At 35.3% G+C, this 26,809-nt stretch carries 46 protein-coding genes; 41 read left to right on the top strand and 5 right to left on the bottom strand.

Annotation, left to right across the window (positions count from 1 at the left end; all coding sequences use genetic code 11):
• Window positions 1–113 precede the first annotated feature (113 nt).
• The 7 genes from uvrC (at window position 114) to CD138_RS07150 (ending at window position 7,437) form a co-directional block, all read left to right on the top strand.
• Entirely contained in the window at window positions 114–1,901 is a 1,788-nt protein-coding gene (gene uvrC, locus CD138_RS07180; protein WP_019168143.1) for an excinuclease ABC subunit UvrC, read from the top strand.
• A 165-nt stretch (window positions 1,902–2,066) separates the two neighbouring features.
• Window positions 2,067–2,678, top strand: coding sequence for a succinate dehydrogenase cytochrome b558 subunit (locus CD138_RS07175; RefSeq protein ID WP_019168142.1), 612 nt, complete (start codon window positions 2,067–2,069; stop codon window positions 2,676–2,678).
• 32 nt (window positions 2,679–2,710) lie between these two features.
• Window positions 2,711–4,477, top strand: a complete 1,767-nt coding sequence (gene sdhA, locus CD138_RS07170; protein ID WP_019168141.1) for a succinate dehydrogenase flavoprotein subunit — start codon at window positions 2,711–2,713, stop codon at window positions 4,475–4,477.
• A complete protein-coding gene (gene sdhB, locus CD138_RS07165; protein ID WP_019168140.1) occupies window positions 4,477–5,292 on the top strand; it encodes a succinate dehydrogenase iron-sulfur subunit in 816 nt (271 codons plus the stop codon). Before sdhA ends, sdhB begins: the two co-directional genes overlap by 1 nt.
• Before the next feature lie 245 nt (window positions 5,293–5,537).
• On the top strand, window positions 5,538–6,335 hold the full coding sequence (gene racE / locus CD138_RS07160; protein ID WP_019168139.1) for a glutamate racemase: 798 nt from the start codon (window positions 5,538–5,540) through the stop codon (window positions 6,333–6,335).
• An 11-nt stretch (window positions 6,336–6,346) separates the two neighbouring features.
• The gene (locus CD138_RS07155; protein ID WP_019168138.1) at window positions 6,347–6,931 is read left to right on the top strand and encodes an XTP/dITP diphosphatase; all 585 of its coding nucleotides are present in this window, start codon (window positions 6,347–6,349) and stop codon (window positions 6,929–6,931) included.
• Window positions 6,928–7,437 (top strand): YfcE family phosphodiesterase, encoded by a 510-nt coding sequence (locus CD138_RS07150; protein ID WP_019168137.1) that lies wholly within the window; start codon window positions 6,928–6,930, stop codon window positions 7,435–7,437. Before CD138_RS07155 ends, CD138_RS07150 begins: the two co-directional genes overlap by 4 nt.
• 693 nt (window positions 7,438–8,130) lie before the next feature.
• On the opposite strand, the gene CD138_RS07145 is transcribed toward CD138_RS07150, so the two are convergent.
• From CD138_RS07145 to CD138_RS07125, 5 genes are all read right to left on the bottom strand, one after another.
• Window positions 8,131–9,225 carry a site-specific integrase gene (locus tag CD138_RS07145; protein WP_019168136.1) on the bottom strand — a complete coding sequence of 365 codons (1,095 nt, stop codon included), beginning with the start codon at window positions 9,223–9,225 and terminating at the stop codon, window positions 8,131–8,133.
• Window positions 9,219–9,665, bottom strand: a complete 447-nt coding sequence (locus CD138_RS07140; protein WP_019168135.1) for an ImmA/IrrE family metallo-endopeptidase — start codon at window positions 9,663–9,665, stop codon at window positions 9,219–9,221. Before CD138_RS07140 ends, CD138_RS07145 begins: the two co-directional genes overlap by 7 nt.
• Before the next feature lie 77 nt (window positions 9,666–9,742).
• Window positions 9,743–10,087 carry a helix-turn-helix domain-containing protein gene (locus CD138_RS07135; protein ID WP_096638246.1) on the bottom strand — a complete coding sequence of 115 codons (345 nt, stop codon included), beginning with the start codon at window positions 10,085–10,087 and terminating at the stop codon, window positions 9,743–9,745.
• 18 nt (window positions 10,088–10,105) lie between these two features.
• Complete coding sequence (locus tag CD138_RS07130; protein WP_019168133.1) at window positions 10,106–11,071, bottom strand: hypothetical protein; 966 nt, start codon at window positions 11,069–11,071, stop codon at window positions 10,106–10,108.
• A gap of 27 nt (window positions 11,072–11,098) precedes the next feature.
• Window positions 11,099–11,503 (bottom strand): helix-turn-helix domain-containing protein, encoded by a 405-nt coding sequence (locus CD138_RS07125; protein ID WP_019168132.1) that lies wholly within the window; start codon window positions 11,501–11,503, stop codon window positions 11,099–11,101.
• Between the two features lie 180 nt (window positions 11,504–11,683).
• On the opposite strand from CD138_RS07125, the gene CD138_RS07120 reads away from it, so the two are divergent.
• The 34 genes from CD138_RS07120 (at window position 11,684) to CD138_RS14035 (ending at window position 26,610) form a co-directional block, all read left to right on the top strand.
• Window positions 11,684–11,989, top strand: a complete 306-nt coding sequence (locus CD138_RS07120) for a hypothetical protein (RefSeq protein WP_019168131.1) — start codon at window positions 11,684–11,686, stop codon at window positions 11,987–11,989.
• Entirely contained in the window at window positions 11,979–12,128 is a 150-nt protein-coding gene (locus CD138_RS14205) for a hypothetical protein (protein WP_019168130.1), read from the top strand. Before CD138_RS07120 ends, CD138_RS14205 begins: the two co-directional genes overlap by 11 nt.
• Window positions 12,129–12,264: 136 nt before the next feature.
• Window positions 12,265–12,549 (top strand): DUF2482 family protein, encoded by a 285-nt coding sequence (locus CD138_RS07115; protein ID WP_019168129.1) that lies wholly within the window; start codon window positions 12,265–12,267, stop codon window positions 12,547–12,549.
• Between the two features lie 13 nt (window positions 12,550–12,562).
• Window positions 12,563–13,306: a phage antirepressor KilAC domain-containing protein gene (locus CD138_RS07110; RefSeq protein WP_019168128.1), complete on the top strand. Its 744-nt coding sequence runs from the start codon at window positions 12,563–12,565 to the stop codon at window positions 13,304–13,306.
• A gap of 4 nt (window positions 13,307–13,310) precedes the next feature.
• Window positions 13,311–13,565 (top strand): helix-turn-helix transcriptional regulator, encoded by a 255-nt coding sequence (locus tag CD138_RS07105; protein ID WP_019168127.1) that lies wholly within the window; start codon window positions 13,311–13,313, stop codon window positions 13,563–13,565.
• A gap of 225 nt (window positions 13,566–13,790) precedes the next feature.
• Window positions 13,791–13,925, top strand: a complete 135-nt coding sequence (locus tag CD138_RS14645) for a hypothetical protein (protein ID WP_019168125.1) — start codon at window positions 13,791–13,793, stop codon at window positions 13,923–13,925.
• Between the two features lie 121 nt (window positions 13,926–14,046).
• The gene (locus tag CD138_RS07095; protein WP_019168124.1) at window positions 14,047–15,003 is read left to right on the top strand and encodes a YqaJ viral recombinase family nuclease; all 957 of its coding nucleotides are present in this window, start codon (window positions 14,047–14,049) and stop codon (window positions 15,001–15,003) included.
• A 131-nt stretch (window positions 15,004–15,134) separates the two neighbouring features.
• A complete protein-coding gene (locus CD138_RS07090) occupies window positions 15,135–15,392 on the top strand; it encodes a DUF1108 family protein (protein ID WP_019168123.1) in 258 nt (85 codons plus the stop codon).
• Between the two features lie 21 nt (window positions 15,393–15,413).
• Window positions 15,414–16,223: a recombinase RecT gene (locus CD138_RS07085; protein WP_019168122.1), complete on the top strand. Its 810-nt coding sequence runs from the start codon at window positions 15,414–15,416 to the stop codon at window positions 16,221–16,223.
• Window positions 16,224–16,226: 3 nt separating this feature from the next.
• Entirely contained in the window at window positions 16,227–17,051 is an 825-nt protein-coding gene (locus CD138_RS07080) for a DnaD domain protein (RefSeq protein WP_019168121.1), read from the top strand.
• A gap of 11 nt (window positions 17,052–17,062) precedes the next feature.
• Complete coding sequence (locus CD138_RS07075) at window positions 17,063–17,827, top strand: ATP-binding protein (RefSeq protein WP_019168120.1); 765 nt, start codon at window positions 17,063–17,065, stop codon at window positions 17,825–17,827.
• A 332-nt stretch (window positions 17,828–18,159) separates the two neighbouring features.
• A complete protein-coding gene (locus CD138_RS07065; RefSeq protein WP_019168118.1) occupies window positions 18,160–18,636 on the top strand; it encodes a single-stranded DNA-binding protein in 477 nt (158 codons plus the stop codon).
• A 26-nt stretch (window positions 18,637–18,662) separates the two neighbouring features.
• Window positions 18,663–19,088, top strand: coding sequence for a hypothetical protein (locus tag CD138_RS07060; RefSeq protein ID WP_019168117.1), 426 nt, complete (start codon window positions 18,663–18,665; stop codon window positions 19,086–19,088).
• A complete protein-coding gene (locus CD138_RS07055; RefSeq protein WP_019168116.1) occupies window positions 19,081–19,299 on the top strand; it encodes a hypothetical protein in 219 nt (72 codons plus the stop codon). Before CD138_RS07060 ends, CD138_RS07055 begins: the two co-directional genes overlap by 8 nt.
• A 34-nt stretch (window positions 19,300–19,333) precedes the next feature.
• Window positions 19,334–20,038: a hypothetical protein gene (locus tag CD138_RS07050; RefSeq protein ID WP_019168115.1), complete on the top strand. Its 705-nt coding sequence runs from the start codon at window positions 19,334–19,336 to the stop codon at window positions 20,036–20,038.
• Entirely contained in the window at window positions 20,038–20,274 is a 237-nt protein-coding gene (locus tag CD138_RS07045; RefSeq protein ID WP_019168114.1) for an SAV1978 family virulence-associated passenger protein, read from the top strand. The genes CD138_RS07050 and CD138_RS07045 overlap by 1 nt, the downstream gene beginning before the upstream one ends.
• A gap of 93 nt (window positions 20,275–20,367) precedes the next feature.
• The gene (locus CD138_RS07040) at window positions 20,368–21,291 is read left to right on the top strand and encodes a DNA cytosine methyltransferase (protein ID WP_425328991.1); all 924 of its coding nucleotides are present in this window, start codon (window positions 20,368–20,370) and stop codon (window positions 21,289–21,291) included.
• Complete coding sequence (locus CD138_RS07035) at window positions 21,288–21,545, top strand: hypothetical protein (RefSeq protein ID WP_096638244.1); 258 nt, start codon at window positions 21,288–21,290, stop codon at window positions 21,543–21,545. Before CD138_RS07040 ends, CD138_RS07035 begins: the two co-directional genes overlap by 4 nt.
• A complete protein-coding gene (locus tag CD138_RS07030; RefSeq protein WP_033193807.1) occupies window positions 21,542–21,940 on the top strand; it encodes a hypothetical protein in 399 nt (132 codons plus the stop codon). The genes CD138_RS07035 and CD138_RS07030 overlap by 4 nt, the downstream gene beginning before the upstream one ends.
• 1 nt (window position 21,941) lies before the next feature.
• Complete coding sequence (locus tag CD138_RS07025; RefSeq protein ID WP_019168110.1) at window positions 21,942–22,259, top strand: hypothetical protein; 318 nt, start codon at window positions 21,942–21,944, stop codon at window positions 22,257–22,259.
• Between the two features lie 109 nt (window positions 22,260–22,368).
• Window positions 22,369–22,560 carry a site-specific DNA-methyltransferase gene (locus CD138_RS14520; protein ID WP_202898886.1) on the top strand — a complete coding sequence of 64 codons (192 nt, stop codon included), beginning with the start codon at window positions 22,369–22,371 and terminating at the stop codon, window positions 22,558–22,560.
• Window positions 22,557–23,189 carry a DNA-methyltransferase gene (locus CD138_RS07020; protein WP_202898885.1) on the top strand — a complete coding sequence of 211 codons (633 nt, stop codon included), beginning with the start codon at window positions 22,557–22,559 and terminating at the stop codon, window positions 23,187–23,189. Before CD138_RS14520 ends, CD138_RS07020 begins: the two co-directional genes overlap by 4 nt.
• Window positions 23,190–23,202: 13 nt before the next feature.
• Entirely contained in the window at window positions 23,203–23,364 is a 162-nt protein-coding gene (locus CD138_RS14200; protein WP_019168109.1) for a hypothetical protein, read from the top strand.
• A gap of 12 nt (window positions 23,365–23,376) precedes the next feature.
• Window positions 23,377–23,691: a hypothetical protein gene (locus tag CD138_RS07015; protein WP_019168108.1), complete on the top strand. Its 315-nt coding sequence runs from the start codon at window positions 23,377–23,379 to the stop codon at window positions 23,689–23,691.
• A complete protein-coding gene (gene higA, locus CD138_RS07010) occupies window positions 23,681–23,863 on the top strand; it encodes a type II toxin-antitoxin system antitoxin HigA (RefSeq protein ID WP_019168107.1) in 183 nt (60 codons plus the stop codon). Before CD138_RS07015 ends, higA begins: the two co-directional genes overlap by 11 nt.
• A complete protein-coding gene (locus tag CD138_RS07005; protein WP_019168106.1) occupies window positions 23,856–24,368 on the top strand; it encodes a dUTP diphosphatase in 513 nt (170 codons plus the stop codon). Before higA ends, CD138_RS07005 begins: the two co-directional genes overlap by 8 nt.
• Before the next feature lie 36 nt (window positions 24,369–24,404).
• Complete coding sequence (locus tag CD138_RS07000) at window positions 24,405–24,650, top strand: hypothetical protein (RefSeq protein WP_019168105.1); 246 nt, start codon at window positions 24,405–24,407, stop codon at window positions 24,648–24,650.
• A 30-nt stretch (window positions 24,651–24,680) separates the two neighbouring features.
• Complete coding sequence (locus CD138_RS06995; RefSeq protein WP_019168104.1) at window positions 24,681–24,953, top strand: hypothetical protein; 273 nt, start codon at window positions 24,681–24,683, stop codon at window positions 24,951–24,953.
• Window positions 24,943–25,395, top strand: coding sequence for a hypothetical protein (locus CD138_RS06990; protein ID WP_019168103.1), 453 nt, complete (start codon window positions 24,943–24,945; stop codon window positions 25,393–25,395). The genes CD138_RS06995 and CD138_RS06990 overlap by 11 nt, the downstream gene beginning before the upstream one ends.
• A 20-nt stretch (window positions 25,396–25,415) precedes the next feature.
• Entirely contained in the window at window positions 25,416–25,880 is a 465-nt protein-coding gene (locus tag CD138_RS06985) for a class I SAM-dependent methyltransferase (RefSeq protein WP_019168102.1), read from the top strand.
• Entirely contained in the window at window positions 25,877–26,008 is a 132-nt protein-coding gene (locus tag CD138_RS06980; protein WP_019168101.1) for a DUF1381 domain-containing protein, read from the top strand. Before CD138_RS06985 ends, CD138_RS06980 begins: the two co-directional genes overlap by 4 nt.
• A gap of 52 nt (window positions 26,009–26,060) precedes the next feature.
• Window positions 26,061–26,342: a hypothetical protein gene (locus CD138_RS06975; protein WP_015978014.1), complete on the top strand. Its 282-nt coding sequence runs from the start codon at window positions 26,061–26,063 to the stop codon at window positions 26,340–26,342.
• Entirely contained in the window at window positions 26,339–26,482 is a 144-nt protein-coding gene (locus CD138_RS14195; RefSeq protein ID WP_019168100.1) for a hypothetical protein, read from the top strand. Before CD138_RS06975 ends, CD138_RS14195 begins: the two co-directional genes overlap by 4 nt.
• Window positions 26,482–26,610, top strand: coding sequence for a DUF1514 family protein (locus CD138_RS14035; RefSeq protein ID WP_019168099.1), 129 nt, complete (start codon window positions 26,482–26,484; stop codon window positions 26,608–26,610). Before CD138_RS14195 ends, CD138_RS14035 begins: the two co-directional genes overlap by 1 nt.
• Window positions 26,611–26,809: the final 199 nt, after the last annotated feature.

The raw sequence follows: 26,809 nt of genomic DNA, 5'->3' as shown, positions 1-26,809 counted from the left end.
TTGAACTATTGAGATGACGTTCGTTTCACTCCTTTTCGTTGTATTCATTCACAATGGTATGACATGAGGATGAAGTTGTTTTAGGTGGGAGATGTAAAGAAGGTGAATGATACATGGAGGAAACGCAAAAACGAATTAAACAAAAGTTAGGCGTATTACCGATGGAACCGGGTTGTTATTTAATGAAAGATCGACAAAATCAAGTGATATATGTCGGTAAAGCGAAAAAGCTAAGAAATCGTGTGCGGTCATACTTTACAGGGGCACATGATACAAAAACGACGCGTTTAGTTCGAGAAATTGTTGATTTTGAATATATCGTGACGTCTAGTGAAACGGAATCATTGTTGCTTGAGCTCAATTTAATTAAAAAATATCAACCACGTTATAATATTTTGCTGAAAGATGATAAGAGTTATCCTTTTATCAAAATCACGAAAGAACGACATCCCAAATTGATTGTGACGCGAACAGTACGCAAAGGAAGCGGGAAATATTTTGGTCCGTACCCAAATGCGTATTCCGCACATGAAACGAAAAAGTTGTTAGATCGTATTTATCCATTTCGTAAATGTGATAAAATGCCCGATCGTTTATGCTTGTACTATCATATTGGGCAATGTTTAGGACCGTGTGTATATCCTGTTCAGCAAAACGAATATGAGCGTATGACGAAAGAAATTACTGAGTTTTTAAATGGTGAAGATAAAACTATCTTAAAAAACTTAGAAGATAAAATGATGAAGGCAAGTGAAAATCTAGAGTTCGAGCAAGCAAAAGAATATCGTGATTTGATACAGCATGTGAATAATTTGACGAAAAAGCAAAAAATTATGTCGGTTGATCAAACAGTGCGTGACGTCTTTGGCTATTATGTCGATAAAGGTTGGATGTGTATCCAGGTGTTCTTTATTCGACAAGGGAATTTGATTGAACGTGAAGCAACGATGTTTCCATTGCAACAAACGCCTGAAGAAGAGTTCTATACATTTATCGGTCAATTTTATCAACTGAATCAACATTTTTTACCTAAAGAAGTACATATTCCAAAACAACTTGATGTGGAAATGGTGCAATCTGTAGTGGATACGAATATCGTTACACCGCAACGTGGGCAGAAAAAACAATTAGTCGATATGGCAAATAAAAATGCGCGTATTTCATTAGAGAATAAATTTGAATTGATCGCACGTGATGAATCTCGTACGGTGAAAGCGATAGAACAACTTGGCGATGCGATGGGGATTCAAACACCGATACGTATTGAAGCGTTTGATAACTCAAATATTCAAGGCGTGGACCCTGTCTCAGCAATGGTCAGTTTTGTCGACGGGAAGCCGGATAAAAAAGGGTACCGGAAATACAAAATTAAATCAGTGGAAGGACCCGATGATTATAAATCGATGCAAGAAGCAGTACGTCGTCGATACACACGTGTGCTGAATGAAGGCTTGCCATTACCAGACTTAATTATTGTTGACGGCGGGAAAGGTCATATGTCGAGCGTGGCAGATGTGCTTGAAAATGAGCTCGGATTAGATATTCCGATTGCAGGTCTTGCCAAAAATGATAAACACCAAACTTCAGAGCTGTTATATGGAGACACTGCACAAGTTGTGCCATTAAAGAAAAACAGTCAAGCATTCTATTTATTACAACGCATTCAAGATGAAGTGCATCGATTTGCAATTACATTCCATCGCCAAACACGTCAAAAGACAGGATTACGTTCGATATTAGATCAAGTCGAAGGGATCGGACCTAAACGGAAGACCAAATTATTGCGTACGTTTGGCTCGATTAAAAAAATGCGTGAAGCTTCTGTAGAGACATTACAAGAAGCGGGGTTGCCGAAAAAAACGGCGGAGGTCCTTTTTAAAACATTGCAAGAGGAAGGCTAGATAAATTTGGTGTGAGAATCATTCTCATACCCAAATTTGTCACATTTAATGTTACAATAATAGAAAGTTGATTTCTTTTTTTAACTTGATATGCAAACGTTTTCTCAGCAACGAATTACAAAAGGGAATCAAAAAATATTAATAGTATCGCAGGGGGGACTTCCTTTGGCACATTCAAAGAACCAATTCTACCTTAGACGTTTACATTCGTTACTTGGTGTCATTCCATTAGGTGGCTTTTTACTCGTTCACTTATTGGTTAACCATCAAGCAACACAAGGGGTGGAAGCATTTAATAAGGCGGCTAACATGATGGAGTCGCTACCATTTTTATATGCTTTAGAGATTATCATGATTTATATTCCAATTTTATATCATGCAGTCTACGGCGTACATATCGCTTTCACAGCTAGTCACAACATCGGACATCATTCGTATATGCGAAACTGGATGTTCTTATTTCAACGTATTTCGGGCATTTTAACGTTTATTTTCGTAATGATTCACATGTGGCAAACACGTATTCAAAAGTTTTTTGGCCAAGAAGTGAATTTTGATATGGTACATGACATCGTATCGAATCCTTTTTGGTTAGTGTTCTACATCGTATGTATCATTGCGGTGGTATTCCATTTCTCAAATGGTTTATGGTCATTTTTAGTAACTTGGGGCATTTTGCAATCACCAAAATCACAAAAAGTGTTTACTTGGGTATCACTAGTCATCTTCATTGTGGTTTCATATATCGGTGTAAGTGCAATTTTAGCCTTCGTATAAACGTTTAATCATTTCAGGGGAGTGACAATTCTATGGCAGAGAAGAAAATTATTGTTGTCGGAGGCGGTCTTGCCGGTTTAATGTCAACAATTAAAGCAGCGGAACAAGGGGCACATGTAGATTTGTTCTCGATTGTTCCAGTAAAACGCTCTCACTCAGTATGTGCACAGGGCGGTATTAACGGAGCGGTAAATACAAAAGGTGAAGGTGACTCTCCGTGGGTTCATTTCGATGACACAGTATACGGTGGAGACTTCTTAGCGGATCAACCGCCTGTTAAAGCAATGACTGAAGCAGCACCACAGATTATTCATTTGTTAGACCGTATGGGTGTGATGTTTAACCGTACAGCTGAAGGACTTTTAGATTTCCGTCGTTTCGGTGGGACGTTACATCACAGAACTGCATTCGCAGGTGCGACAACAGGTCAACAATTATTATACGCATTAGATGAACAAGTACGTAGCTATGAAGTAGACGGACTTGTAACGAAATATGAAGGATGGGAATTTTTAGGTATCGTTAAAGATGATGACAATGCCGCACGTGGTATCGTCGCTCAAAACATCACAACTTCAGAAATTCAATCTTTCGGTTCTGATGCGGTCATCATGGCAACGGGTGGTCCAGGTATCATCTTCGGTAAAACGACGAACTCTATGATTAACACTGGATCAGCTGCATCTATCGTATATCAACAAGGGGGAAAATACGGTAACGGTGAGTTTATCCAAATTCACCCTACAGCGATTCCAGGTGACGATAAATTACGTCTCATGAGTGAATCAGCACGTGGTGAAGGTGGCCGTATTTGGACGTATAAAGACGGTAAACCTTGGTATTTCTTAGAAGAGAAGTATCCTGATTATGGTAACTTAGTACCTCGGGATATTGCGACACGTGAAATTTTCGATGTTTGTGTGAATCAGAAACTCGGTATTAACGGTGAAAACATGGTCTACCTTGACTTATCGCACAAAGATCCACATGAGTTAGACGTTAAATTAGGTGGTATCATCGAAATTTATGAAAAATTCACAGGTGATGACCCACGTAAAGTACCAATGAAAATCTTCCCAGCAGTACACTACTCAATGGGTGGTCTCTATGTCGATTACGATCAAATGACGAACATTGATGGTTTATTTGCGGCAGGGGAATGTGATTTCTCACAACATGGGGGTAACCGTTTAGGTGCGAACTCATTATTATCAGCAATTTACGGCGGTACGGTCGCAGGTCCAAACGCTGTGAAATATGTGGAAAACATTGAAAAATCATATGTGGACATGGATGACAGCATGTATCAAAAACGTGTGGATGAAGAACAAGCACGTTTCGACAAGTTGCTAAACATGAAAGGTTCTGAAAATGCATATAAATTGCATCGTGAACTTGGTGAAATCATGACAGCAAACGTTACTGTTGTACGTCATAACGATAAATTGTTAGAAACTGACAAGAAAATTGTTGAATTGATGAAACGTTACCAAGATATTGACATGGAAGATACATCACAATGGAGTAACCAAGCCGTATTCTTCACACGTCAATTGTGGAACATGCTTGTGTTAGCGCGCGTAATTACAATCGGTGCTTATAATCGTAATGAATCTCGTGGTGCGCACTATAAGCCAGAATTCCCAGAAAGAAATGACGATGAGTGGTTAAAACACACTTTAGCTGAATATAAAGGTCCAGATGCACCACCAGAATTTACTTACAAACCTGTTGATGTCAGCTTAATCCCACCTCGTAAACGTGACTACACAAGTAAGTCAAAAGGGGGTAAAAAATAATGGCAGAAACACAAGAGAAACAACACACACCACAACAAGCTCAAAGTAGCAATTCAAATAGAACAATCAAGTTAATTATTAAACGACAAAAGGATCAAAACTCAACACCATACGAAGAAGCTTTTGAAATTCCTTATCGTGAAAATATGAATGTCATCGCGGTGCTCATGGAAATTCGTCGTAACCCAATTAATACAAAAGGTGAAAAAACAACACCTGTGACATGGGATATGAACTGTTTGGAAGAGGTCTGCGGTGCATGTTCAATGGTGATTAACGGTAAAGCACGTCAATCTTGTTCAGCGATTATTGATCAACTTGAACAACCGATTCGCCTTGAACCGATGACGACATTCCCAGTGATTCGTGACTTACAAGTGGATCGTACACGTATGTTTGACAACTTGAAACGTATGAAAGCATGGGTGCCGATTGATGGTACGTATGATTTAGGTCCTGGTCCACGTATGCCAGAGAAAAAACGTCAAACCGCATATGAATTATCAAAATGTATGACATGTGGGGTATGTTTAGAAGTATGTCCAAACGTAACAAAAACAAACAGTTTCGTTGGGGCTCAAGCCATTTCACAAGTCCGTTTGTTTAACTTACATCCGACTGGTGCAATGACAAAAGATGAACGTTTAGATGCGTTAATGGAGCAAGGTGGTTTACAAGCTTGTGGTAACTCACAAAACTGTGTACAAGCGTGTCCAAAAGGGATTCCATTGACAACTTCTATTGCGGCAATGAACCGTGAAACATCATTCCATATGTTCAAATCATTCTTTGGTTCTGACCATGAAGTAGAATAATGATATAACAATGGCGCATGTTCTGTAGAGAGCATGCGTTATTTTTATGGACGTATATCGATGAATGATGATAATCAGATTGAACAACAAAAACAGTATGTAAATTTGATTCATTATACATTCAATATGATAAAATATTTGAAGTTGTGTGTTTCAGTGTAGATTTACGAAATACCAGATTGTTCAACTTCATATTAGATGTGATAAAATAAAAAGCAATAATGAACACGAATAGGATGAAAGAGATGGAAAGACCAATTGGAGTTATGGATTCAGGTGTAGGGGGGCTAACGGTAGCGAAAGAAATTATGAGACAGCTCCCCAATGAAACCATTTATTATTTAGGGGATGTCGGTCGTTGCCCATACGGTCCTCGAAATCAAGAAGAAGTTAAAAAATTTACCATTGAAATGGCCAATTACTTAGTACAATATGATATCAAAATGCTTGTGATTGCGTGTAATACGGCAACCGCTGTCGCATTAGAACCATTACAAAAACAGTTGAAAATACCAGTGATTGGTGTTATTGAACCCGGTGCGAGAACTGCCATTATGACGACTAAAAATCAAAATGTACTTGTACTTGGAACAGAGGGTACAATCAAATCAGAAGCGTATCGTACACATATTAAAAAAATCAACCCTCATGTAGATGTTTATGGCGTCGCATGTCCAGGATTTGTCCCGTTAGTAGAAGAGATGAAGTATAAAGATCCTACGATTACGAATATCGTGATTCATCAAACATTAAAAAGTTGGCGTCAAACAGAAGCAGATACGGTCATTTTAGGGTGTACACACTATCCGTTGCTGTACCAACCGATATTTGATTACTTTGGAAAAACGAAAACAGTCATTTCTTCAGGGCTAGAAACAGCGAGAGAAGTGAGCGCGTTACTTACATTTAGTCATGAACATGCGCATTACACGCCGCAACCGAAACATCGCTTTTTTGCGAATGGTGAAGTTCGACACATGACTTATATTATTCAAGAGTGGCTTAAAATTGATGCTGAAGTTGAAAGAATTCAGTTAGGATAGGAGAGAAAACTATGGCAGATATCGTCATTGCATCATCGAACCAAGGGAAAATTAATGATTTTAAAGTGATTTTTGCAGAAGATAATGTGATTGGCATTAACGAGATGATAGAAGACTTCGATGTTGAAGAAACAGGCACGACATTTGAAGAGAATGCGCGGTTAAAATCTGAAGCAGCAGCCAAATTACTGAATGCGACTGTGATTGCTGATGATAGTGGTTTAGAGGTAGCGGCATTGAACGGTGAACCGGGTGTCTATTCCGCGCGTTATGCAGGATTACAAAAAAGTGATGAAGCGAATATTGAAAAAGTACTTAAAGGGTTAGAAAATGAAGAAAACCGCGCTGCACGATTTGTTTGTGTGATTAGTATGACAACAGCAAATGGAGAAACAAAGACGTTTAAAGGTACAGTTGAAGGTGAAATCACTTTAAGTCAAATCGGCGAAAATGGCTTTGGATATGATCCTATTTTCTTAATTCCTGAACGTCAAAAAACGATGGCCCAACTTACTGCTGAAGAAAAATCGGAAATCAGTCACCGTCGTAAAGCCATTGACCTATTAAAAGCGTACATTGAAGGTGAAGCGAAATGAAAAAAATTATCGTACTGAGTGACAATCATGGAGAAACGGGCATTTTATATGATGTGTATCAACAGCATAAAGACGCAGAAGCATTTTTTCATTTAGGTGATTCAGAATTTAAATATGATGATACAGAGTTGAGTTTGTTTCAGCGTGTCAAAGGAAACGTAGACTTTTATCCTGAATTCCCAGAACAACAAGTGGTAACTGTTGGTCATGTGCGCATATTTTTGACGCACGGGCATCTTTATAACGTTAATAGTGGTCGTCAACAACTTGCTCAAGCTGCAATCGCTCATGATGCAGTCATTGCACTTTACGGCCATACACATGTAGCAAAATATAAACAGATTCATGATGTTCATGTGATCAATCCAGGAAGCATTTCGCAATCACGAAGCGATATGGAAGAAACTTATGCTGAAATCGTGTTAGATGCTGCGAACAGTCGAGTGAACTTCCGGAATCGCAATCATGAAATCATTGATACAGTCACATTTCAAATAGAAGTATAAATAGCGAAGCAGTACAGAGTTGGCGGATCTTTCCAATTGTGTGCTGCTTTTTGATGCTGAAATCAATAAAAAGACGTCTTACTGTGTATTCATACGAGATGTAAGAAGAATGAACGACTCCAAAGTGTAAATCGAAAAGAAAAGAGCATGCATCAGTTTCATACAGCCTCAAACACAGTCTAATGAAAGCAAGCACGATTTAGAAACGATGTGTGACGGCACATGATGCAAATACAGGAAAGCAATCATTTAAGAGTATTGAGAATAAAAACTATTTGTCTAAAGTTCATTAAACAACAAACATAGAGAGAATAGTGGAAAGTACACCGTATCAAATGGTATCTGTACACAATCATCCTAGAATTCCTTTGCCGAGTGAGGACGATTTAACAGCTCACCATTTAAGTAAATATGAAAAAAGCATAATAGGGGCTCATAATGGTAGGCTACTAGTTTATTGTGTTAATAAAGATATAGATTTTGAATTTTTGAAAAACTCATTGTAAGATACAAAGTGCTGTTTTTCAAAATAATATAACGACGCAATTAATACATTAAACAAAATGGATAATAGTTAAAAACGACGAAGTTAAATACAAGTCTTTAAAGCTAGTAATAGCAAGGGATACAGCGTATATAAAATTATGCTGATCCTTGCTATTTTTATTTTGGGATAAAATTGGGACAAAATTATTATTTACGGTTTGTAAGTTTGTTAAGTGTGTTTGCTATTTCTTTTTCACTACTTGGATATAAATGCCCATACACGTTAGCAGTTGTTTGTATATTATTGTGTCCAAGATGTTTAGAAACGCTATATAATGGTAAACCGTTATTAATTAATAGCGAAGCATTAGAATGTCTCAAGTCATGCACTCGTATTTTTGGTAATTTTAAATTAGCGAGATATTTATTCATTATGTGATTAGGTGTGTTTGTTTGAAGAGGTACGTTTTTGTTTTTGTATGTGAATAAAAAATCATCTGAGTATTCTTTGTATTTATTTGTTTGATGCTCGATCAATTCTATTACATGCTCTATAACAATATCTGGAACACTAATAACACGAACAGAATTTTTGTTTTTAGTGGTTGTGACCTTTTCACCATTCCAATTTTTATTAATTGATATTGTATTATCGTGCATGTTGATGTCGCTTGTCTTTAACGCTAACGCTTCACCTTTACGCATGCCACTCCAAAATAATAAGATAAACAGTGTTTTATAAACTGGATTGTCCACCTCTTTTATAAAGGTGTTAAATTCATCAACAGTCCAATATTTAACTTTTTCATCTTCGTGAGCACCGCTATTCTTTTCTGGAATCTTAACTAATTTAACAACATTTTTGGGTAAATCGTAAAAGCTCATAGCATAATTAAACATAGATGATAGTATTGCCTTTATTAATTTTAAATACGATTTTGAATATTCATCTAAAAACTTGTTATACAAATCTGCAATGTCTTTAGGTTTTATTTCTGATATTACCTTTTCTTCAAAGTGAGGTATCAATATCGTATTAATAACAATGTTTTGAATTTTAATACTACTTTCCTTTTTTCTTCCAACAGAATAATTCATATAGTCTTCTGCGATTTTTTTAAATGATGTCTTGTGACTGAGCTTTTCTTCTTTTATTCTTTTTAAAAACTCTTGTTCAGCTTGTAATGCTTCTTTCTTTTTATCAAAACCTCTTCTTTTTTTAGTTACCCATTTTCCGTTTTCGTTTTTAACTGCAACTTGAAAATACCATTTGTTTGTTTTTGGATCTTTGTATGCTACCAAACCACATCACCTGTCATCTGATTAAAGAGTAGTTTGAGGCGATTGCGAGCACTTTCGTAGTCTTCGTTAAAGAAAGAAGTTAATGAACGTTCGTCATACAGTTCATTTTCTATTATTACGTCTTTTGGCATACGAAATAATAGAGAGAATTTATTTGCTTCATACTCTTGTTTTTCGTTAAACATGTCAGGCATAATGTGTTGGTTTGTTGAGTGTAAAAAATAATGTCCTAACTCGTGTGTAAACGATCGCCACATAGTTTGTTCGTCACTTTGTTTGATATATATAACGTCATGACCTTTACGCTGCATGTAGCAAGATAGGTATTCGTTATATACTACAAAGATGTTTAAAACATCTGATATTTCTTCAATATTTAGTTTGATATTGAATTTTTTTAATGTTTTCAAAATGCTTTCTACTTTATCTTCTATAAACATCTAAAATGCCCCTTTGCGAATGTATGTTCGTGTAAAATTCCTAAATAAAGGACAGAATAATAGTCTGTCCAAATTGGTTATTTATTTTTTTGTTGAGCAAGTTTAATAAAAAAGTCAGCTTGTTCTTTTAAAAATTTTATGATTTCCTTTTTCTCTTTTTCGGGAAGTGCGTCGAATGCTGCTTTATCCTCAAACATAAAAGGAATAACTCTTTCTGAGAAATCGCCGTCCATTAACTCATACGTTGTTATATTTAAAACGTCAGCTAAAGACTGTATTTGTACCGAGTTTGGTCGCGTATAACCTCGTTCCAAATTAGATATAACTTGCTTAGATACGCCGATACGCTTAGCAAGTTCTAGTTGTGTAAAACCACGTTTTTTTCTAATTTCTCTTAAACGCTTATTAAAGTCTAACTCCATATAATCACTCCTATATGTTTATAAGTCGCTTTCTGATTCTTCGTCTTGAGATTGTTCGTCAATAATAGCGTTGTATCTATCTATCATTTCGTTGTATTCTTCTAAATTGACATCTCGGTTAACGTGATCCATTTTTTCGTTATCAGCTACCAATTCGTTATATCTATCAACGATTTCATTATATTCATCAGCTGGATATAGCTCTTCTTCTACGCTGTATTCATCAGTTTCGTTGTTAGAATCTAATTCTTCACTTGTTGAATCGCTATCATCTATATCTGAACTTAAATCTTCCTCACTTGAATTTTCTTCTTTTTCTTGGTTTTCTGCTGTTGTACTAACAATAGGAGTAACGTTATCATTTTTAGGCTTACCGTCATCAGCCAAATTGAACCTTAATTCGTCGCCGTAATAACTTAAAGTAGAATTGTCAGCTGGTTGTTCGATCGTTACACCGATTTCTTTTGGTGTTTTATCTTCTTGATAATTTAACGGAAGAATTGCATATCCTTTACCTTTAGAATTAGCGTTATATTCTTTAGCAAGCGGTCCGGAATTTAGACCGGCGTCTGGTTTTAATTGTTCACCAGTATCAGTTACAAAATGAATATAGTTTAAAAACTCTAGCGCTTTGTCAGAATCGTTTTTAATTTCACCAAAATAAGCTAATGATTTTTCTTTTGTTTCAGTATTTTCAAGAAGCATATAAGAAAAGTTGAACTTAAAACCGTTATTATCTTTTTGCGTCATGCCGTTTTTATCAGAATCTTCGTTTGTATATTTTTTTAGCATTTTGTACTGGACGCCGTTTTCATCTGTAAATATAGTACCTTTTTTAGATTGTGCGAACTTTAAAGCGTCAGTCGTATCTTTAGTTTCATTGCTTTCAGTTTTAGTTTGATTGTCATTACTCTCGTTTTGGTTACAAGCCGTTAAAGTAACGGCAGATGTTAATAAAACGACAGATAAGTATTTAAATTTCATTGTATGCCCCTTTGCAAAATTGTTTTTTTAATCTTTTTTATATTTGTGAATTAAAAAGTCAGCTTGCTCGTTTAAGATGTTCATCACTTTTTGCTGATCTTCCAACGATAGTTTTTTAAATTCTTCGATGTTCTCAAACATCAATACTGGTTCCTCTTTATAAGGTGTATCTTGAACTTCGATATTATCTTCGTTCGTAATATATCCGGCTAACTTCATTAAGTATAGATAGTCTAATTTATAACCGTTTGCAAATTTTCTTAAAACACTAGGAATGGGTATCGGTCTTAATCCACGTTCAAGTTGTGAAATGAAAGAATTTGATAGACCAGTTTTATAAGCCGCGTGATTTAACGAATAATTTAATTCTTGTCTTGTTGTTAATAGTAAATTAAATAACTCTTGCCCGTCCTTGTAACTATCGTTTTCCAATTTGAACCAGACCTCCAAAATAACGGTAATTTTGTTTTGTATACTAATGATAACGTAAAAAAGAATAAAAATCGCTGATTTTTTAAAATAAACACTTTACATTATATAGCGCCGTCGTTATACTTTGTATATAAGTTGGAGAGACTAAAAAACAAGGTTTTTATAAGGAGGAAACAAAAAATGATTAAAGTACTAAATATTAAACAAGGCAACCCGCACTTCGACCCAAGAAAGCAGAATGACGGGGGAGGTTACGACCAACCAATCGTAACTTTCGAAAAAGATGGCATTATTGGAACTTACCACAATTCGTCTTGTGGAGACTTCGGCAGTCGCTACCACTTGGAGTGGAACGACAAAGTCGAGGTTTGGGGTACGATGGAACCAGATTTCAATTACCATGATGATTTCAATGAGGATGAATTCGATGAAATCATGAGTAGCATTAAAAAAGCATTGAAAGGAGGCTATCACAATGAAAGTTAAATCAATGCCTAAAAACGAAGGTCTTCTATTTGTAGCAGCAACTATAGAAGAAGCTGAATTATTTGAAAATAAAGAATTTAAAAACAGCTTTGTCAATAACTTGAACAAAGCAATGGAATCGAAAATCAAAAACAAATAATAAAAATCAGCGCTCACATTGAGCGTATACGAGCGAGAGTAGGCGACGATATGAGCCGCACTAAAATACATTCAATAGTCATTGCGAGGACTGTGCGTTGAATGTGAGCGCTGAGCAATGTAGGAGGATATATAAAATGGAAATCAAAAACATGAATAAAAAAGAAGTAATCGAAGAAATTCAAAATAAAGCTGAACAATTGTTCGACTTTGTGAAAAAAGTAAGACAAGAAACAGAATTTAAACCTTGTCTTATAACGTTTGCAGCTTTAGACGAGGGAGACGAGATGAATCTCTTTAATCAAACGCTTCTTGGAAACTTTGATTTATTAGCACTGATGTTGAGCACTGCAGAAAACTTTGAAGAAGTTTTAATCCAAGCTTCAACTATTAAAATGTTTGAAGCTATAAAAGAGAAGTAGAGGTGTGAAAGAAATGCAACAGTTACAAATCAAAACTGATATCGAACAAATGTTTGAAATCCAAGAAAAAGAAAACGGAGAAATCGCAATAAGTGCAAGAGAATTATATAGCGCTTTAAACATAAAAAAGAGATTTAGCGAATGGGCTAAAACAAACTTAAAGCATTTTAAAGAAGATAGAGATTTTACAAGTGTACTTTCAAGTACAGTTGTAAATAATGGAGCGATAAGACAATTGAATGATTACGCGTTAACGTTAGATGTAGCCAAACATATTGCCTTGATGTCTGGCTCAAAAAAAGGTTTTGAATTTCGCGAGTATTTTATACAAGTTGAAAAAGCGTGGAATAGTCCTGAAATGGTAATGCAGCGAGCATTAAAAATAGCTAACAATACCATTTATCAACTTGAAGCAAAAATCGAACGAGATAAACCAAAAATCGTGTTCGCTGACGCAGTAGCTACAACAAAGACATCAATTTTGGTTGGTGAGTTAGCAAAGATCATCAAGCAAAACGGTGTAAACATTGGTCAACGTAGGATGTTTGAATGGTTACGACAAAACGGCTACTTAATCAAACGAAAAGGTGTTGATTATAACATGCCGACACAATATTCGATGGAAAGAGAATTATTCGAAATTAAGGAGACTACTATAAGTCATTCGGACGGACATACTTCAATAAGTAAGACACCTAAAGTCACTGGCAAAGGTCAACAATATTTTGTTAACAAATTTTTGAAAGAGGAGGAATAAAAAAATGGCATTAAAAAAACAAATTGAAAAAAATTACCGTTTAAAAAATCTTCGTGATAAACAAGGGTATTCACAAAAAGACATGGGAAAATTTTTAGGAATCTCTCATGTTACTTACTCGAGCAAAGAGATAGGTAAAATGCTCTTTACTCATAAAGAAATGTTAATTATCGCGAAGTTGTTTAATACAACTCTCGACGATTTATTTTGGGAAGAATTTAAGGAGGAAGTAGAAAATGGAAAACAACATCAAATTTGACATTCTCGATTGGTTCGAGATATTAATCGGAACAATACTAACATTAGGATTTTTTATGCTTGATTGTTTGTTCTTATTTGAACCGATTAAGTGGCTTTTGGTTCAAATGTTATTCGTTATAATCCCAGCAACTTATGGGGCTGGAAAATTGATACGTTATTTTTTTGATTATAAGTAACGGATTGGGTTACTTATTGAAAAATAATAACGTTAGGAGGTGATATTATGCACACACTAATGGACATGTTTAGAGACAGTCAAATGCATGAACCACAAGAAGAAGAAGGAGTATTTTTATATCTTCTAGAAGATGAACTAGAGGATAGAAGAATGGAAGAAAGAGAAGGGGCAGAAGAATAAAAAAGCACTCAAAGTGAATGGGAGTTACTTTGAGTGTCAGGAAATATAGTATATGCCATAGATATAATGGTTGTTTAAAACAACTTTTTAACTCCCTCAATTATATCAGGAGGTTAACAAAATGTCATTTAAAAATCTAAAAAGTATTAAAACAAAAGATATGTCCGAAAAAGCGTGGTTAGAACTACGAACGCATTCGCTAGGTGGTTCAGATTGCGGAACTATCTTAAATATGAATAAGTGGTCCAGTCCTTACAAGTTGTGGGTGCAAAAGTGTTACCCCGATTTGATAGAAGATGATCTATCAGACAATGAATACATTTACTGGGGGAATACACTTGAAGATGTTGTCGCTAAAGAATTTGAGCGACGCACAAATAAAAAAGTGAGACGTCATAACTACATGATGTATCACAAAGATTACGATTTTATCAGCGCGAATGTTGATAGGGTTGTAATCGGTGAAAACGCATTGCTGGAGTGCAAAACAGCGAGCGAGTATAAAAAATCTGAATGGCAAGATGACAATGTGCCAGGCTCTTATATGGCGCAATGTTATCACTACATGGCAGTGACTGGCGTTGACCGTGTATATATCGCTGTTTTAATCGGCGGAAATCATTTTGTTTGGAAGACGATCGAACGAGATGATGAAGTCATCGAACAAATCATTAAAAAAGAAGTAGAATTTTGGAATGATTATGTTGTTACTAAAACACCACCACCAGTGGACGATAGCGACGCAACAAGCAAAGCATTGAACGTTTTCTGGCAAGACACCAAAAGCAGTAGCATCGTTGTTGAAGACAGTGAAGCAAGTTACTTTAAAGCAATACATTCTATCAACAAACAAATTAAAGAGCTACAAAGTGAAAAGAAAGGTTACGAAAACAACCTTAAGGAGCTGCTAGGTGAAAATGAAAAAGCAGTAACTAACGGTTATAAGGCAACATGGAAACCTCAACAACAAAAGCGCATTGACTCAAAGCGGCTGAAAGAAGAACAACCAGAGATATACGAAAAATATATCAAAGAAATCAAATCACGACCGTTTAAAGTTGAAGAAACTAACGGATAAGGTTATAAAATGACGTTATATAACGTAAATAAGGCGTATAACAAACAAGAACAGAACAAACGATAAAACATACCAAATTTCGTTATCGCTTGTATATGTGCGTTTAAACAGCAAACTAGGAGGGAGTAAAAATGTATTTTCCAACAGGAGAAGAATATACAGGAATCATTGAAATCGAAGGCTTTAAATTTCGAAAGCATGTTATAAGACAAGATGATTATATCTTGATTGAAATAAGTGATATGGCATACAGAACTGTAGCAGAAACAAAGGTTTACGACATATCAGACGTAGACATCGCGCAAGAGGTACTCAGTGTAGCGCTGTATAACTACATTGAGAACGAAACAGATGATTTAGACAAAATTATGTCTAGATTTATCAAATAGAGATTTTAGGAGGACTATAAAATGGCTAATGCAAATTCATTTAAAGAACAGGTAAGCAAAAACGAAGTACAAGAAACGAACAACGAAAAACCAAAAGGGCCACGTCAACAAGTAAGTGACTTGTTAGAACGCATGGCACCTGAGATTCAAAAAGCATTGCCGTCGCACATGTCGGCAGAACGAATGGCTCGAATCGCAATGACAGCGATTAGCAGCAATCCGCAATTGCTCGAGTGTAACCCACGTTCGTTAATTGGTGCGCTATTACAAGCATCACAAATCGGATTAGAACCAAATACAGCGCTAGGTCAAGCGTATTTAATCCCATACTACAACCACAAAAAGAAAGAGTTCGAAGCTCAATTGCAATTAAGTTATTTAGGGCTTATCGAATTAGCAACACGTACAGGGCAATACAAAGCTATTTATGCTCATGAAGTGTACAAAGAAGATGAATTTTATTACGAATATGGACTTCATAAAAATTTAGTTCATAAACCAGTAGACGATCCTAATGGTGAACCAGTTGGATATTATGCAGTTTATCATCTTCAAAATGGTGGTTTTGACTTTGCCTACTGGACTAAAAACAAGATTGAATTGCACGCTGGAAACTATTCAAAAGCAGTTCAAAAAGGCTGGAACAGTCCATGGAAAACAGACTTTAATGCGATGGCCAAAAAGACAGTGCTTAAAGACTTATTGAAATACGCGCCAAAATCAATCGAAATCAGTCAAGCAGTTGGTTCGGATAGTAAAGTTACAGAAATTAATAAACAAGGCGAAATTATTGATATTACTGAATATGGACAGGAAGCTTTGGAGGGGTAACAAGTGAACGAACAACCTAGTTACTACGCAATAATAACAGCGAATGTCAGATATGATAACAGACTGACAGATAGCGAAAAAATATTATTTGCAGAAATAACCGCTTTAAGTAATAAGTATGGATATTGTACAGCTACAAATGGTTATTTTGCTAGTCTGTATGAAGTAACAAAAGTTACTATATCTAGACGTATTTCCAAGTTGAAAGAACACGGATATTTAGATATAGAAATCATCAAAGAGAATAACGAGTTTAAACAAAGAAAGTTATACCCATTAACACAAAATATAAGACCTATTAACACAGATGTTAAGACACCTATTAACACAAATGTTATGAGGGGTATTAACACAAATGTTAAACATAATAATACAAGTAATAATAATACAAGTAATAATAATACGAGTAAAAACCACCACCACCACCTATATAGTACTAATAATATATATAGTGATCCTACCACTTTAAATCAAGGTGGTGGGAGTGGTAGTAATCCATATCAATTTTTTCAAGAAAATGGTTTTGGACATATCAATAGCTATATAGCAGAAGATATGTCGATGTGGATTAATGACTTTAAAGAGTATGGCAACGACATGGTTATTGAAGCTATGAAGATAGCAATCGATAACAAAAAAAATACTTGGAGCTATACCAAGTCTATATTAAAACGCTGGATTAACGAACGAATTATGACACCTAAAGACGTGCAAGCAGACGAAAAAGCTCGAGAATCACATAAAAAGCAGCCGAAAATTGTAGGACCTGACGGCTTAACACCAGAAGAAAGAGCGGAACTTAGAAAAGATCCGGCATGGTGGGATTAGGAGGTTGAATAATGAAAAAAGCGTTTGGAAACTTTAAAAGCGAAAAACTTAAAAAGTTCGAACCAGTCGAAAGCATTAAAAACTTAAAATGTGAACAATGTAAAAAAACTTACACACTTCACAAATTCGAAAGTGGATACTCATATAAAGACGGTTGTGATTGTGAAATGATAGAAGCAGCTAAAGCATCACAATTAAAAAAAGAAGTTCAAGCCGCCTTTAGTAATTCGACTTATGACGAATCGATAAAAGATGCGACTGTAAATAACTACAAACCGCAAAACGAGTCACAAGAATACGCAAAACAAACAGCCATAGAATATGTAACGAATTTTAGTTTAGATAATCCTCGTTCAATCATTTTTCAAGGGGACTTTGGAACTGGTAAATCACATTTAGCTTTTGCGATTACTAAAGCTCTAAAGAATAAAAATTACAAAGTAGCGTTTATGCATGTCCCTGATTTAATGGATAGGATAAAAAACACGTATAACAAAGCGAGCCTACAAAGCACTGATGAACTTATTGATGAACTTAGCAACTTAGATTTGTTAGTTCTTGATGATGTTGGGGTCGAGGATACACAGCACACTTTGGGTAAGTTGTTCAGCATTGTAAACAAACGTCAAAACCTTAACAACATTTACACAACGAACTTTTCCAAAAAGCAGCTAGTTAAGTCACAAGACTGGGAACGCATTAGCACACGAATGAATAAAAACGCACGACGTGTAAAAGTGTTAGGCGAGGACTGGAGGGAAACGGACTCGTGGTAGAAATAAGCGATGTAATTACAAAGCGTTATATCATGAATTGTTTAAATTGTAGTCATGTATACGCTCAAAAGATGATAGACGCATATCCAAACGATCAATCAAAATTAAAAAAGGAGCTTATACGTCAAATTTTAAAACAACAAATGACACCAGCAATCACCTATGTTGGTTAACGCTTCATAAACGCACAATACAAGCCTTTAATTATTTTACGATAAATAACACCCAAAATGATTTATCGGCTAGTATTCAAAGGATATGAAAGAATTAGAGGTATTTGTAACGGATTAAGTTATAAAATGAATCGAAACAACCAAAAAGGAGAATAAAAAATGATAAACTCAGTAAATTTAAGTGGTTATATTAGCAATGAAATCAAGTACGCGGTATCTAACAGTGGTACGCAAATGGCGCAATTTAATTTAGCAGTACAACGCTCATTCAAAAACCAAGAGGGTAAACGTGACGTCGACTTTATTAATATCAGTGCATTTGGGAAAACAGCTGAAATCATTAACACATATTTAGGTAAAGGCGATCTTGTTAATGTAGGTGGAAGATTACAATCACGCTCATACGAAAACAAAGAAGGACAACGTGTAAATGTAACAGAAGTAATAGTTAGAGACTTACAAATGATTAATACTGGACAAAAGAATAAACAACAAGCAGTTCAACCGTCTAATCAACAACCAAAACAACAAAACGGTTGGCAACAACAATACAACAGCAATAACGATTCAGGAATTAATGATAATCCATTTGACAATGGTCCGATTAACATTAGTGATGACGATCTTCCGTTTTAATATTAAGAATTAAAGGAGAGTTAAATATGGCGATACAATTAGAAATCATCGATGGTAGATTGGACAGCACACAAAGTATTTACAACTTCGAAACATTAGTTAATAGCTTTTTAAGAACACACACTATTATCGATGTTGAATACAAAACGATAGAGCGAACAATACAACAAACTAATATAAAAACAGTAATTCAAGTCGCTTATATCACATACGATGATAATTTAGATAAAACGTGGAAAGGCATTTTTAACGAAATATCTGGAAAAGGATATAGCTACAAAGAATTATTAAAAGCATTTCTTAAAGTAACGGATATAGATATTTCCGAGGAAACAGCTAACGCGTTAGCAGATTATTATGACATTGAAAACTTAGCGCGAGATTTAGCAAAAGAGATCAACATAGATTACAAAGTAGACCAAGTGTTAAAGGAGTTGGAAGACAATGAATAAAACTTTCAAATTGTACAACGCCCGTAAAGAACCTATGGTAATTGTTAACAAAAAAATTGATGGCAGCTACCGCGTACTAGGATTAAAGGGCACACAATTATCAAATGTTAATTTAACGACTAACCACTTAGATGAGTTTAAAAACGATTTTAAACTTATGCATTACGAAGAGTTAGGACAGATAGGTCTTGAAGAACTTCTTGATTTTTAAAATTCACTAACAAAGTGACATCAGAGGTGATTTTATGTGGATATATGAACCATTTCACCATAGAACTACTAAAACAACTGTTGAACACCTACACAATCTAACTGGAATTCCAAAAATGACGATATATCATCAAGAATACAACAACAGCTATAACAAAAAATTAAGATGTTTCTTTTCGAAAGATATACCACGAATAAAAAAGAAACAAATGTTTAACGAAAGAATCAAAACAGAAGATGAGTATTGGAAGTATAGCGGTAAATACGGTTTATACGTTAGTGATTTAGGTCGTTTTAAAACTGTTAACGGAAAATTTAAGTTCGCAAATGACAATAAAGGATCTTTAAATATAATTGCAAACAAACGACGTTATCGTGCCGCAGATATAGTTTATGAAACATTTGTTAAGAAATTAAGTGCAGAAGCACACGCTTACCCAAAAGATAGCACTTACTACAACATCAGTGTCAGCAACTTATTTGAAACCACTTTTAAAAACTACAGAGTGTATAGACGAAATGAAGGCACTTCTAAAGCGTTGTATTTGGTTGATAGTAGTAACAACATTGTTGAAGAGTTTGTTAGTACAACGGAAGCAAGCGAACATTTAAATTTTGACAGACGTTATATCGCAAAGTTGTGTAATAAGAAAACGGTTAAAAACGATTTAATGTTTGTATGGGTTAGCGAGTATGAAAAGGTTTCTAAAGAACAACAAAAACGAAAGGGAGTAATTTGATGGACACTAAAGCAAAAGTAAAATCGAATTTAAAACAGTATTTTAGCAGCAAAAAATATTTATATCAAGATGGCAAAAAAGTAGCGCATATGCATGTTGTAAATAGTGTGTATTACCTACATGGACAAGTAAATGCTGTTGAGTGGCAAGGCGTTAAAAAAGAATTTAACAACAAACGTGATTTTGACGATTACCTTAAAGAACATGAGTTGTATTTTATAGAATCAACTATCTAGTTTTTTGAGTGGATCAGATGAGGTGTAAAAAGAGAAGGAGTGATGCCGAATGAACAACTATGTAAAAATACTTGAGTTGTTTGGTAGGGCGGGATAGGTGCGCCTAGAAAAGCGCTTCTAAACTTAGGCTATCCCCACAAAGCAATTGATTATGTAGAGATTGACGAAAAGTCAGTACGAACATACAACGCGCTATACGACCACCTACACAAACCGCAGTCGGTCGTCGGTTGGAACTTAAAGCCAGATATTCTAGTGCATGGTAGCCCTTGTCAGGACTTTAGCCGAGCAGGCAAACGGCTTGGTGGAAACGACGAAGATAAGACGCGTTCATCGTTGATGTGGGAGACAATCCGCATTATAGAGAACATGGGCAAATGGAAACCGAAAATCGTCATTTGGGAGAACGTTAAAGGCGTTCTCGCAAAAGATATGATTCATAGCTTTCAAAAGTATTTCGTGGAAATGGAGCGACTAGGATACACAAACAGCTATAAAGTTTTAGATGCTAGGGACTTTGGAATACCTCAAAAGCGTGAACGTGTATTTGTTATCAGCATGCTAGACGGTCATTGGTTCAATTTTGACACACTAGAGCACAAACCAATGAGAAGTGTCGACGAATTTATATTAGATCATGTAGACGACAAATACACAATCACTTCACCGTCAATGTTACGCGCAATAAATAAACGTAATGGTTTTGGTGGAGGATTAAAACCGATTGAAGAATACAGTTGGACCATAACAACTAAACAAAATCGAGTGCCAAACAGCGGTATTGTAACGATTGGAAACGGAAAATACAGATTGCTAACCGAACTTGAGTGTTGGCGCTTGATGGGCTTTGATGATGAAGATTATTACAAAGTCGCAAATGAGCACCCTACACGAAAAAACGCAACAAATGGCACGTTATACAAGCAAGCAGGTAACAGCATTGTTGTACAAGTGTTAGAAGCAATATTCAAGAAAATTATTGATATGGGAGTTATAGAAAAGGAGTGTATGAGATGAGTGTAGAGTTAGAACAAGTGTTTTTAGATCGTGATGAATACATCGAGCATAAACCTTTGTTTGGAGGTATTCAGTATATCTTCAAAACAGGGACGGGCAAAAAGTTAAGTGTGGTTCGACATGAGTTTTCACACGGCAATGAGTGCGGAGAAGGGTTATACGAGTTAGCAGACATAACGGACAGAAGTATCGATATAGTACAAGGTTATTTAGCACCTGAAAGAGTGATAGAAATTTTAGAGGAGGAACGATGATGAAGATTAAGAAAAAAGTAGAAATGAACTTAGCTGGATTAATTCGATGGGCGTGGGAGAATGATGTGAAAGGCAAAATTTTCATATCAAAGCGTGGAAAGAAAGTGGAGTTTTATAGCGAGGGCCCGTTCAATGTACTAGAGCCCATCTGGCCTCATGACGTATTCACTGTCGAAGCAGAAGAGGAAATCACAGTGGATACCGTTATTCCTATGTTAGTAGAAACGTATTTAAGTTCAAAAGGAGAACCTTCTTGTTATTCCTACAGAAACAAAAGCATAAATTATATTTTAGAGAACAATAAGTATTATAACAACATGCCACCTAAATATATCTACATGCTTAACGACGACATGACTATGACATTAATCTGGAAAGACGGGGAGATGGTCTAGCATGTACGATTCAAAGGATTACTGGTATAACGAACTACTCAAGTGTTCAAAAGAACGCGACGAACTAAAACGCAAGTTAGATGATGTGGTCGAATTGTTCAACACACACTTATATCACAAAAAAGCATGGTCGGATAATCCGTACTACGACTTAGTCCAACGTAGATTGAATCAGATTGTGGACGGTTATCCAGTCGAGACTACTAGACTAAGACGTCTATACTCAACTGAAATTGAGCAAGCGTTGAAGCACAAAAACTTAGCAGCATGTTTGTTCTTGTTAGAAAAAATACAAATGGATCTAGAGGAGGACGAGTAAGTTGGCAAAACACACTTAATTTGATTATTAATGTGGTTGGCGTACAACTGAGTAACGTATAACGATATTTAATTGATTGAAGTAACGCTATAAGGTGGAGGGAGTATGAATGAAAGATTTATTTTTGAATAAAGTAACGCAGATTGATTGTGTTGAAGGAATGAAACGATTACCAAACAATTCGATTGATTTAACTGTAACAAGCCCACCATACAACAATTTAAGAGACTATGACGGTTATAACTTTGATTATAAGAAAACTATTGAACAGCTATATCGCGTAACCAGATCGGGGGGGTGATCGTATGGGTAGTTGGTGACGCTACTATTAAAGGCAGCGAAACCGGTTCGTCGTTTAAACAAGCGTTAGAATTTTTAAATGCAGGTTTTAAACTACACGACACAATGATTTATAAAAAGAACACGTCATCATTTCCAGCTAGAAGAAACGGTAAAAGGTATACGCAAATCTTTGAATACATGTTTGTATTTTCGAAAGGTAAACCAGAAAAAGCGAGTTTAATATGTGATAAGCCTAATAAATGGGCAGGACATACAAATTGGGGGCGTAATACCCAAAGAGGAAAAGACGGCGTGTTAAAGCAAACTAAAAACATTAAACCAGTACCTACACATTCACCGAGAAATAATATATGGGAGTATTCAATTGGTGGTGGAATTGGACAAAAAGACAAATTAGCTTATAAACATCCGGCCACTTTTCCACTTCAATTAGCAATCGACCATATTTTGAGTTGGTCTGATGAAAAAGATGTGGTTTTAGATCCTTTTATTGGTAGCGGGACAACAGCAATTGCAGCTATAGAAACCGATAGAAACTTTATAGGTTTTGATATTAGTGAACAATATTGTGATTTAAGCAGAATGAGGATAGAAGCAGTATTAAATGAAAATTTTAGATTGGTGTAAGGAGGACAAGTGAATGTTCGAAATTATATCTGAACGTGACGCATTGCTAGAAGAAAAGAATCAAAACGAGGATTGGTGGAACGAGCTCGATTTTTGGTTGAACAAACGTAAAACAGAAAGTAAGCAGATTGACATCGATAAAGTACTTAATTTTATTGAAGATTTGAAACGATAAGGAGACTAAAAAATGAAAACAATACCGGCATTAGCATTCGAATTTAAAGACAGACCAGGCGTGTACATTGGCACTTTTGATGGAGAAACAACAAATATTGAAGAAGCAGTGGTATACGCTTTAAAAACAGGAAAGAAACCGGACAAAGAAAAAGCTAAAAATTATTATCTGGAGTTAGGAAAATTGCATAAAAAGCAGTTATTAGAAGAGTTTGGAGAAAACGCGATCAATAACTTCGATACAGAAAAATGGTTCGAGTTATGTAATTTAGTAGATGTACAGATTTCAGAAGAACATTTTAGGGAGATGTTAGAAAATGACTATTAGTGTTGGAGATAAAGTATATAATCCTGAAACAAATGAAATGTTAGAAATTGTGCAACTGGTTGGAGATATTAGAGAAACGCATTATAAGCTGTCTGATAATTCGGTTATTGGACTTATAGATTTTATCATCAAACCAATTTATTTAATTAAGGAGGACACAGACAATGACTAATCAATTACAAATTAAATTATTATCAAACAAAGCAACACTACCAACGCGTCATCATGATACAGATGCAGGCTTTGACATTTATGCTGCTGAAACAGTGATTTTAAAACCGCAAGAAAAAGCATTAATCAGAACTGACATAGCGGTCAATATTCCAAAAGGATACGTAGGTCTACTAACGTCAAGAAGTGGTGTAAGTAGCAAGACGCATCTTGTTATTGAGACTGGAAAGATTGATGCGGGCTATCAAGGTCATATGAGAATAAATATGAAAAATGATCATGAAGATAACGGAATGCAAACTATATTTTTAAGAGATATTGAGAACGAAAAAATCTTCGAGGAAAAACGTCATCTATATCAACAAGGTAGTTATCGTATTCACAAAGGCGAACGAATAGCTCAATTGGTTATCGTGCCTATCTGGACGCCGGAGTTGCAAAAAGTGGAGGAGTTTACAAGTGAGTCAGCAAGAGGACAAAAAAGTTTCGGATCATCAGGAATCTAAAGACATACTAGAAAAGGTGAAGGAGGTGTTGAGGAAGTGAATAACACTGCTAGCGCCAAAAAAGAAGTTACTGAAAGCTATATAGAAGAAATATACAGAGAAAAGATAGAACCTAAAATAAATAAAAAAGCAATACAAGGTAAGTCAGAATTAATGCACTCGACATTTTGGTCCTATACAAATGTAAAAGCGATAGCTAAGTATTTAGAAAGGTTAGGGTATGAAGTAAAAATTGGTAATAGTGTTTGGTTTTTTGGTTATGCCCTAATTATAAAGTGGTAGTAAAAGAGACATTAGCAAGGAGTGGAATAAATGACTACTTTTAAGATTATAGCTAACGGATTAATCGAGAATGACATTTCATTCGAATTGCAAGACGGCTATTTAGAAGTAGAAGATTTTACGGTAACGATTAGTGACAACGGTTTATATTATGTGAGATTGGTCGGTATTGATAGCGAACAAGGTTTAGCAGTAAAGTCACCGTTTGCGGTTTTAAGTTTTCTTATAAGCTATTCTCGATTGATTAGAGATAACCGAAGTATGAGTGTTAGTGGTTTAAAAAGGAGCAAAAATGAAATCTAATGAGACGATAGCAGCAGAAAGATATTTATATAACTTGTTATTAAAAGATAAGTTAAATGTTTATGGTTGTCATGAAGTAACAATTGGAATAGAGCCTTTAAAAAAGGGACGAGAGATTGTGGACTTTTTAACTTACGACACCAAAAATGTTTTTAGAGCTTATGAAATAAAAGTTACTAAAGAAGATTTAAAGAGTACCGCAAAACTATCTTTTGTTGGTCATTACAATTATTTAGTGCTGACTGAAAAATTGTACAAAGAAGTAAAAGATACAAATCTTATCCCATTTAATATTGGGATCATAATCGTAGGTAAAGGTGTTATTAAGAAATCTGGAAGAAAAACGTTAAGTATGAGCGATAACATTAAGTTGTTAGAAAGTTTAATGCGATCGCTCTATAGAGAACATAAACAAAAATACTTTAGTAGCTTAAAATTGTAAATTACGTAGAGGTGATAAGAATGAAGCGCATTTTGGACGCATGTTGTGGCAGCCGCATGTTTTGGTTCGATAAAAGTAATCAAGATGTGATTTTTATGGATAAACGTCAATTACAAACTAATTTGTGTGACGGTCGCAAATTAGAAGTTAATCCAGATATTGTGGCCGACTTTAGAAATATGCCGTTTGATGATGAAAGTTTTTATATGGTTGTGTTTGATCCACCGCATTTGTTGAGGGGTGGCGATAAAAGTTGGTTAGTACAAAAATATGGTCGTCTGAATGAAACATGGCCAGAAGATTTAAAACAAGGTTTCGATGAGTGTATGCGTGTTTTAAAACCAAATGGCACATTAATATTTAAATGGAACGAAGAACAAATCAAGCTATCTGAAATATTAAAAGTGATTGATTATGTACCTTTGATAGGTAACAAAAGAAGCAAGACGCATTGGTTGGTTTTTATGAAAGGGGCGGAACAATGACACAATACCTAATTACTACATTCACAGATTCAACAGGTCAAACATTCACAGAAGCAACTAAAGCGCGTGAGAATCAAACGTTTAGTGTTGTGTTAGCAGAAAGTAAAGAGGAAGCGCTGGAGATATAACGAACGATAAAGGGTGGCAAGATTTTATAAAGACGCTTAAGGAGGAAACAGAATGGGATTAGCTGAATTATTAACAATTGTATTTGTCGTTTTAAAACTAACTGGGGTTATTGATTGGTCGTGGTGGTTAGTACTTCTGCCTGAGATTATAGCAATCTTGATATATACTGTATTGTTTATTATCACCGTTGTCTATGCAAGAATGCAGAACAAAATATTCATGAGTAAATACGAACGCGCAGCTAAACGAACACGTAATAAACATGAAGAATATTTAAAGCGACGTCAAAAATGGTTTGAGAATCATAAATTAGATAGAGGTGAAAAGAAATGAAATACATCATCACAATCGCAGTGATTTTATATATCGCTTATGACTATTATATTCGTTTAACTGCGAATGACGAGGTGGATATGTTTAACGAGTATGATCATATCAACTTAAATAATATACGCGCGGAGGTATCAGACTAATGTGGGCGATTATATCATTATTACTATCAATCAGTTTATTAATTTCTATCGGTACAAATAATATGTTAAGAAAGAAAATCGAAACATTAGAATATTCGATAGATTGTTTAAGAAAAACAGAGGAATAATCATAGACTTAAGTAACGGATTAGGTTATACTGAATGTAGTGCTTCCTTATTCATTTTATACCCTACTAATCTATATTTGCTCGAGCCCCTTTAAAAAGGGGCTTATTTTATTGGTATAAAGAGTTTAAACTTCACTTAAATTAAGTAGAAGTTTTTTATTTTTTTAAATTCCTTTTACACGTGTTTATTGGTAAAATG

Origin of the sequence: Staphylococcus intermedius NCTC 11048, assembly GCF_002902385.1 — a bacterium.
Lineage (GTDB): Bacteria > Bacillota > Bacilli > Staphylococcales > Staphylococcaceae > Staphylococcus > Staphylococcus intermedius.
Note: the sequence above shows the minus strand (reverse complement) of the source record. Positions and strands in the feature narration are given on the sequence as shown.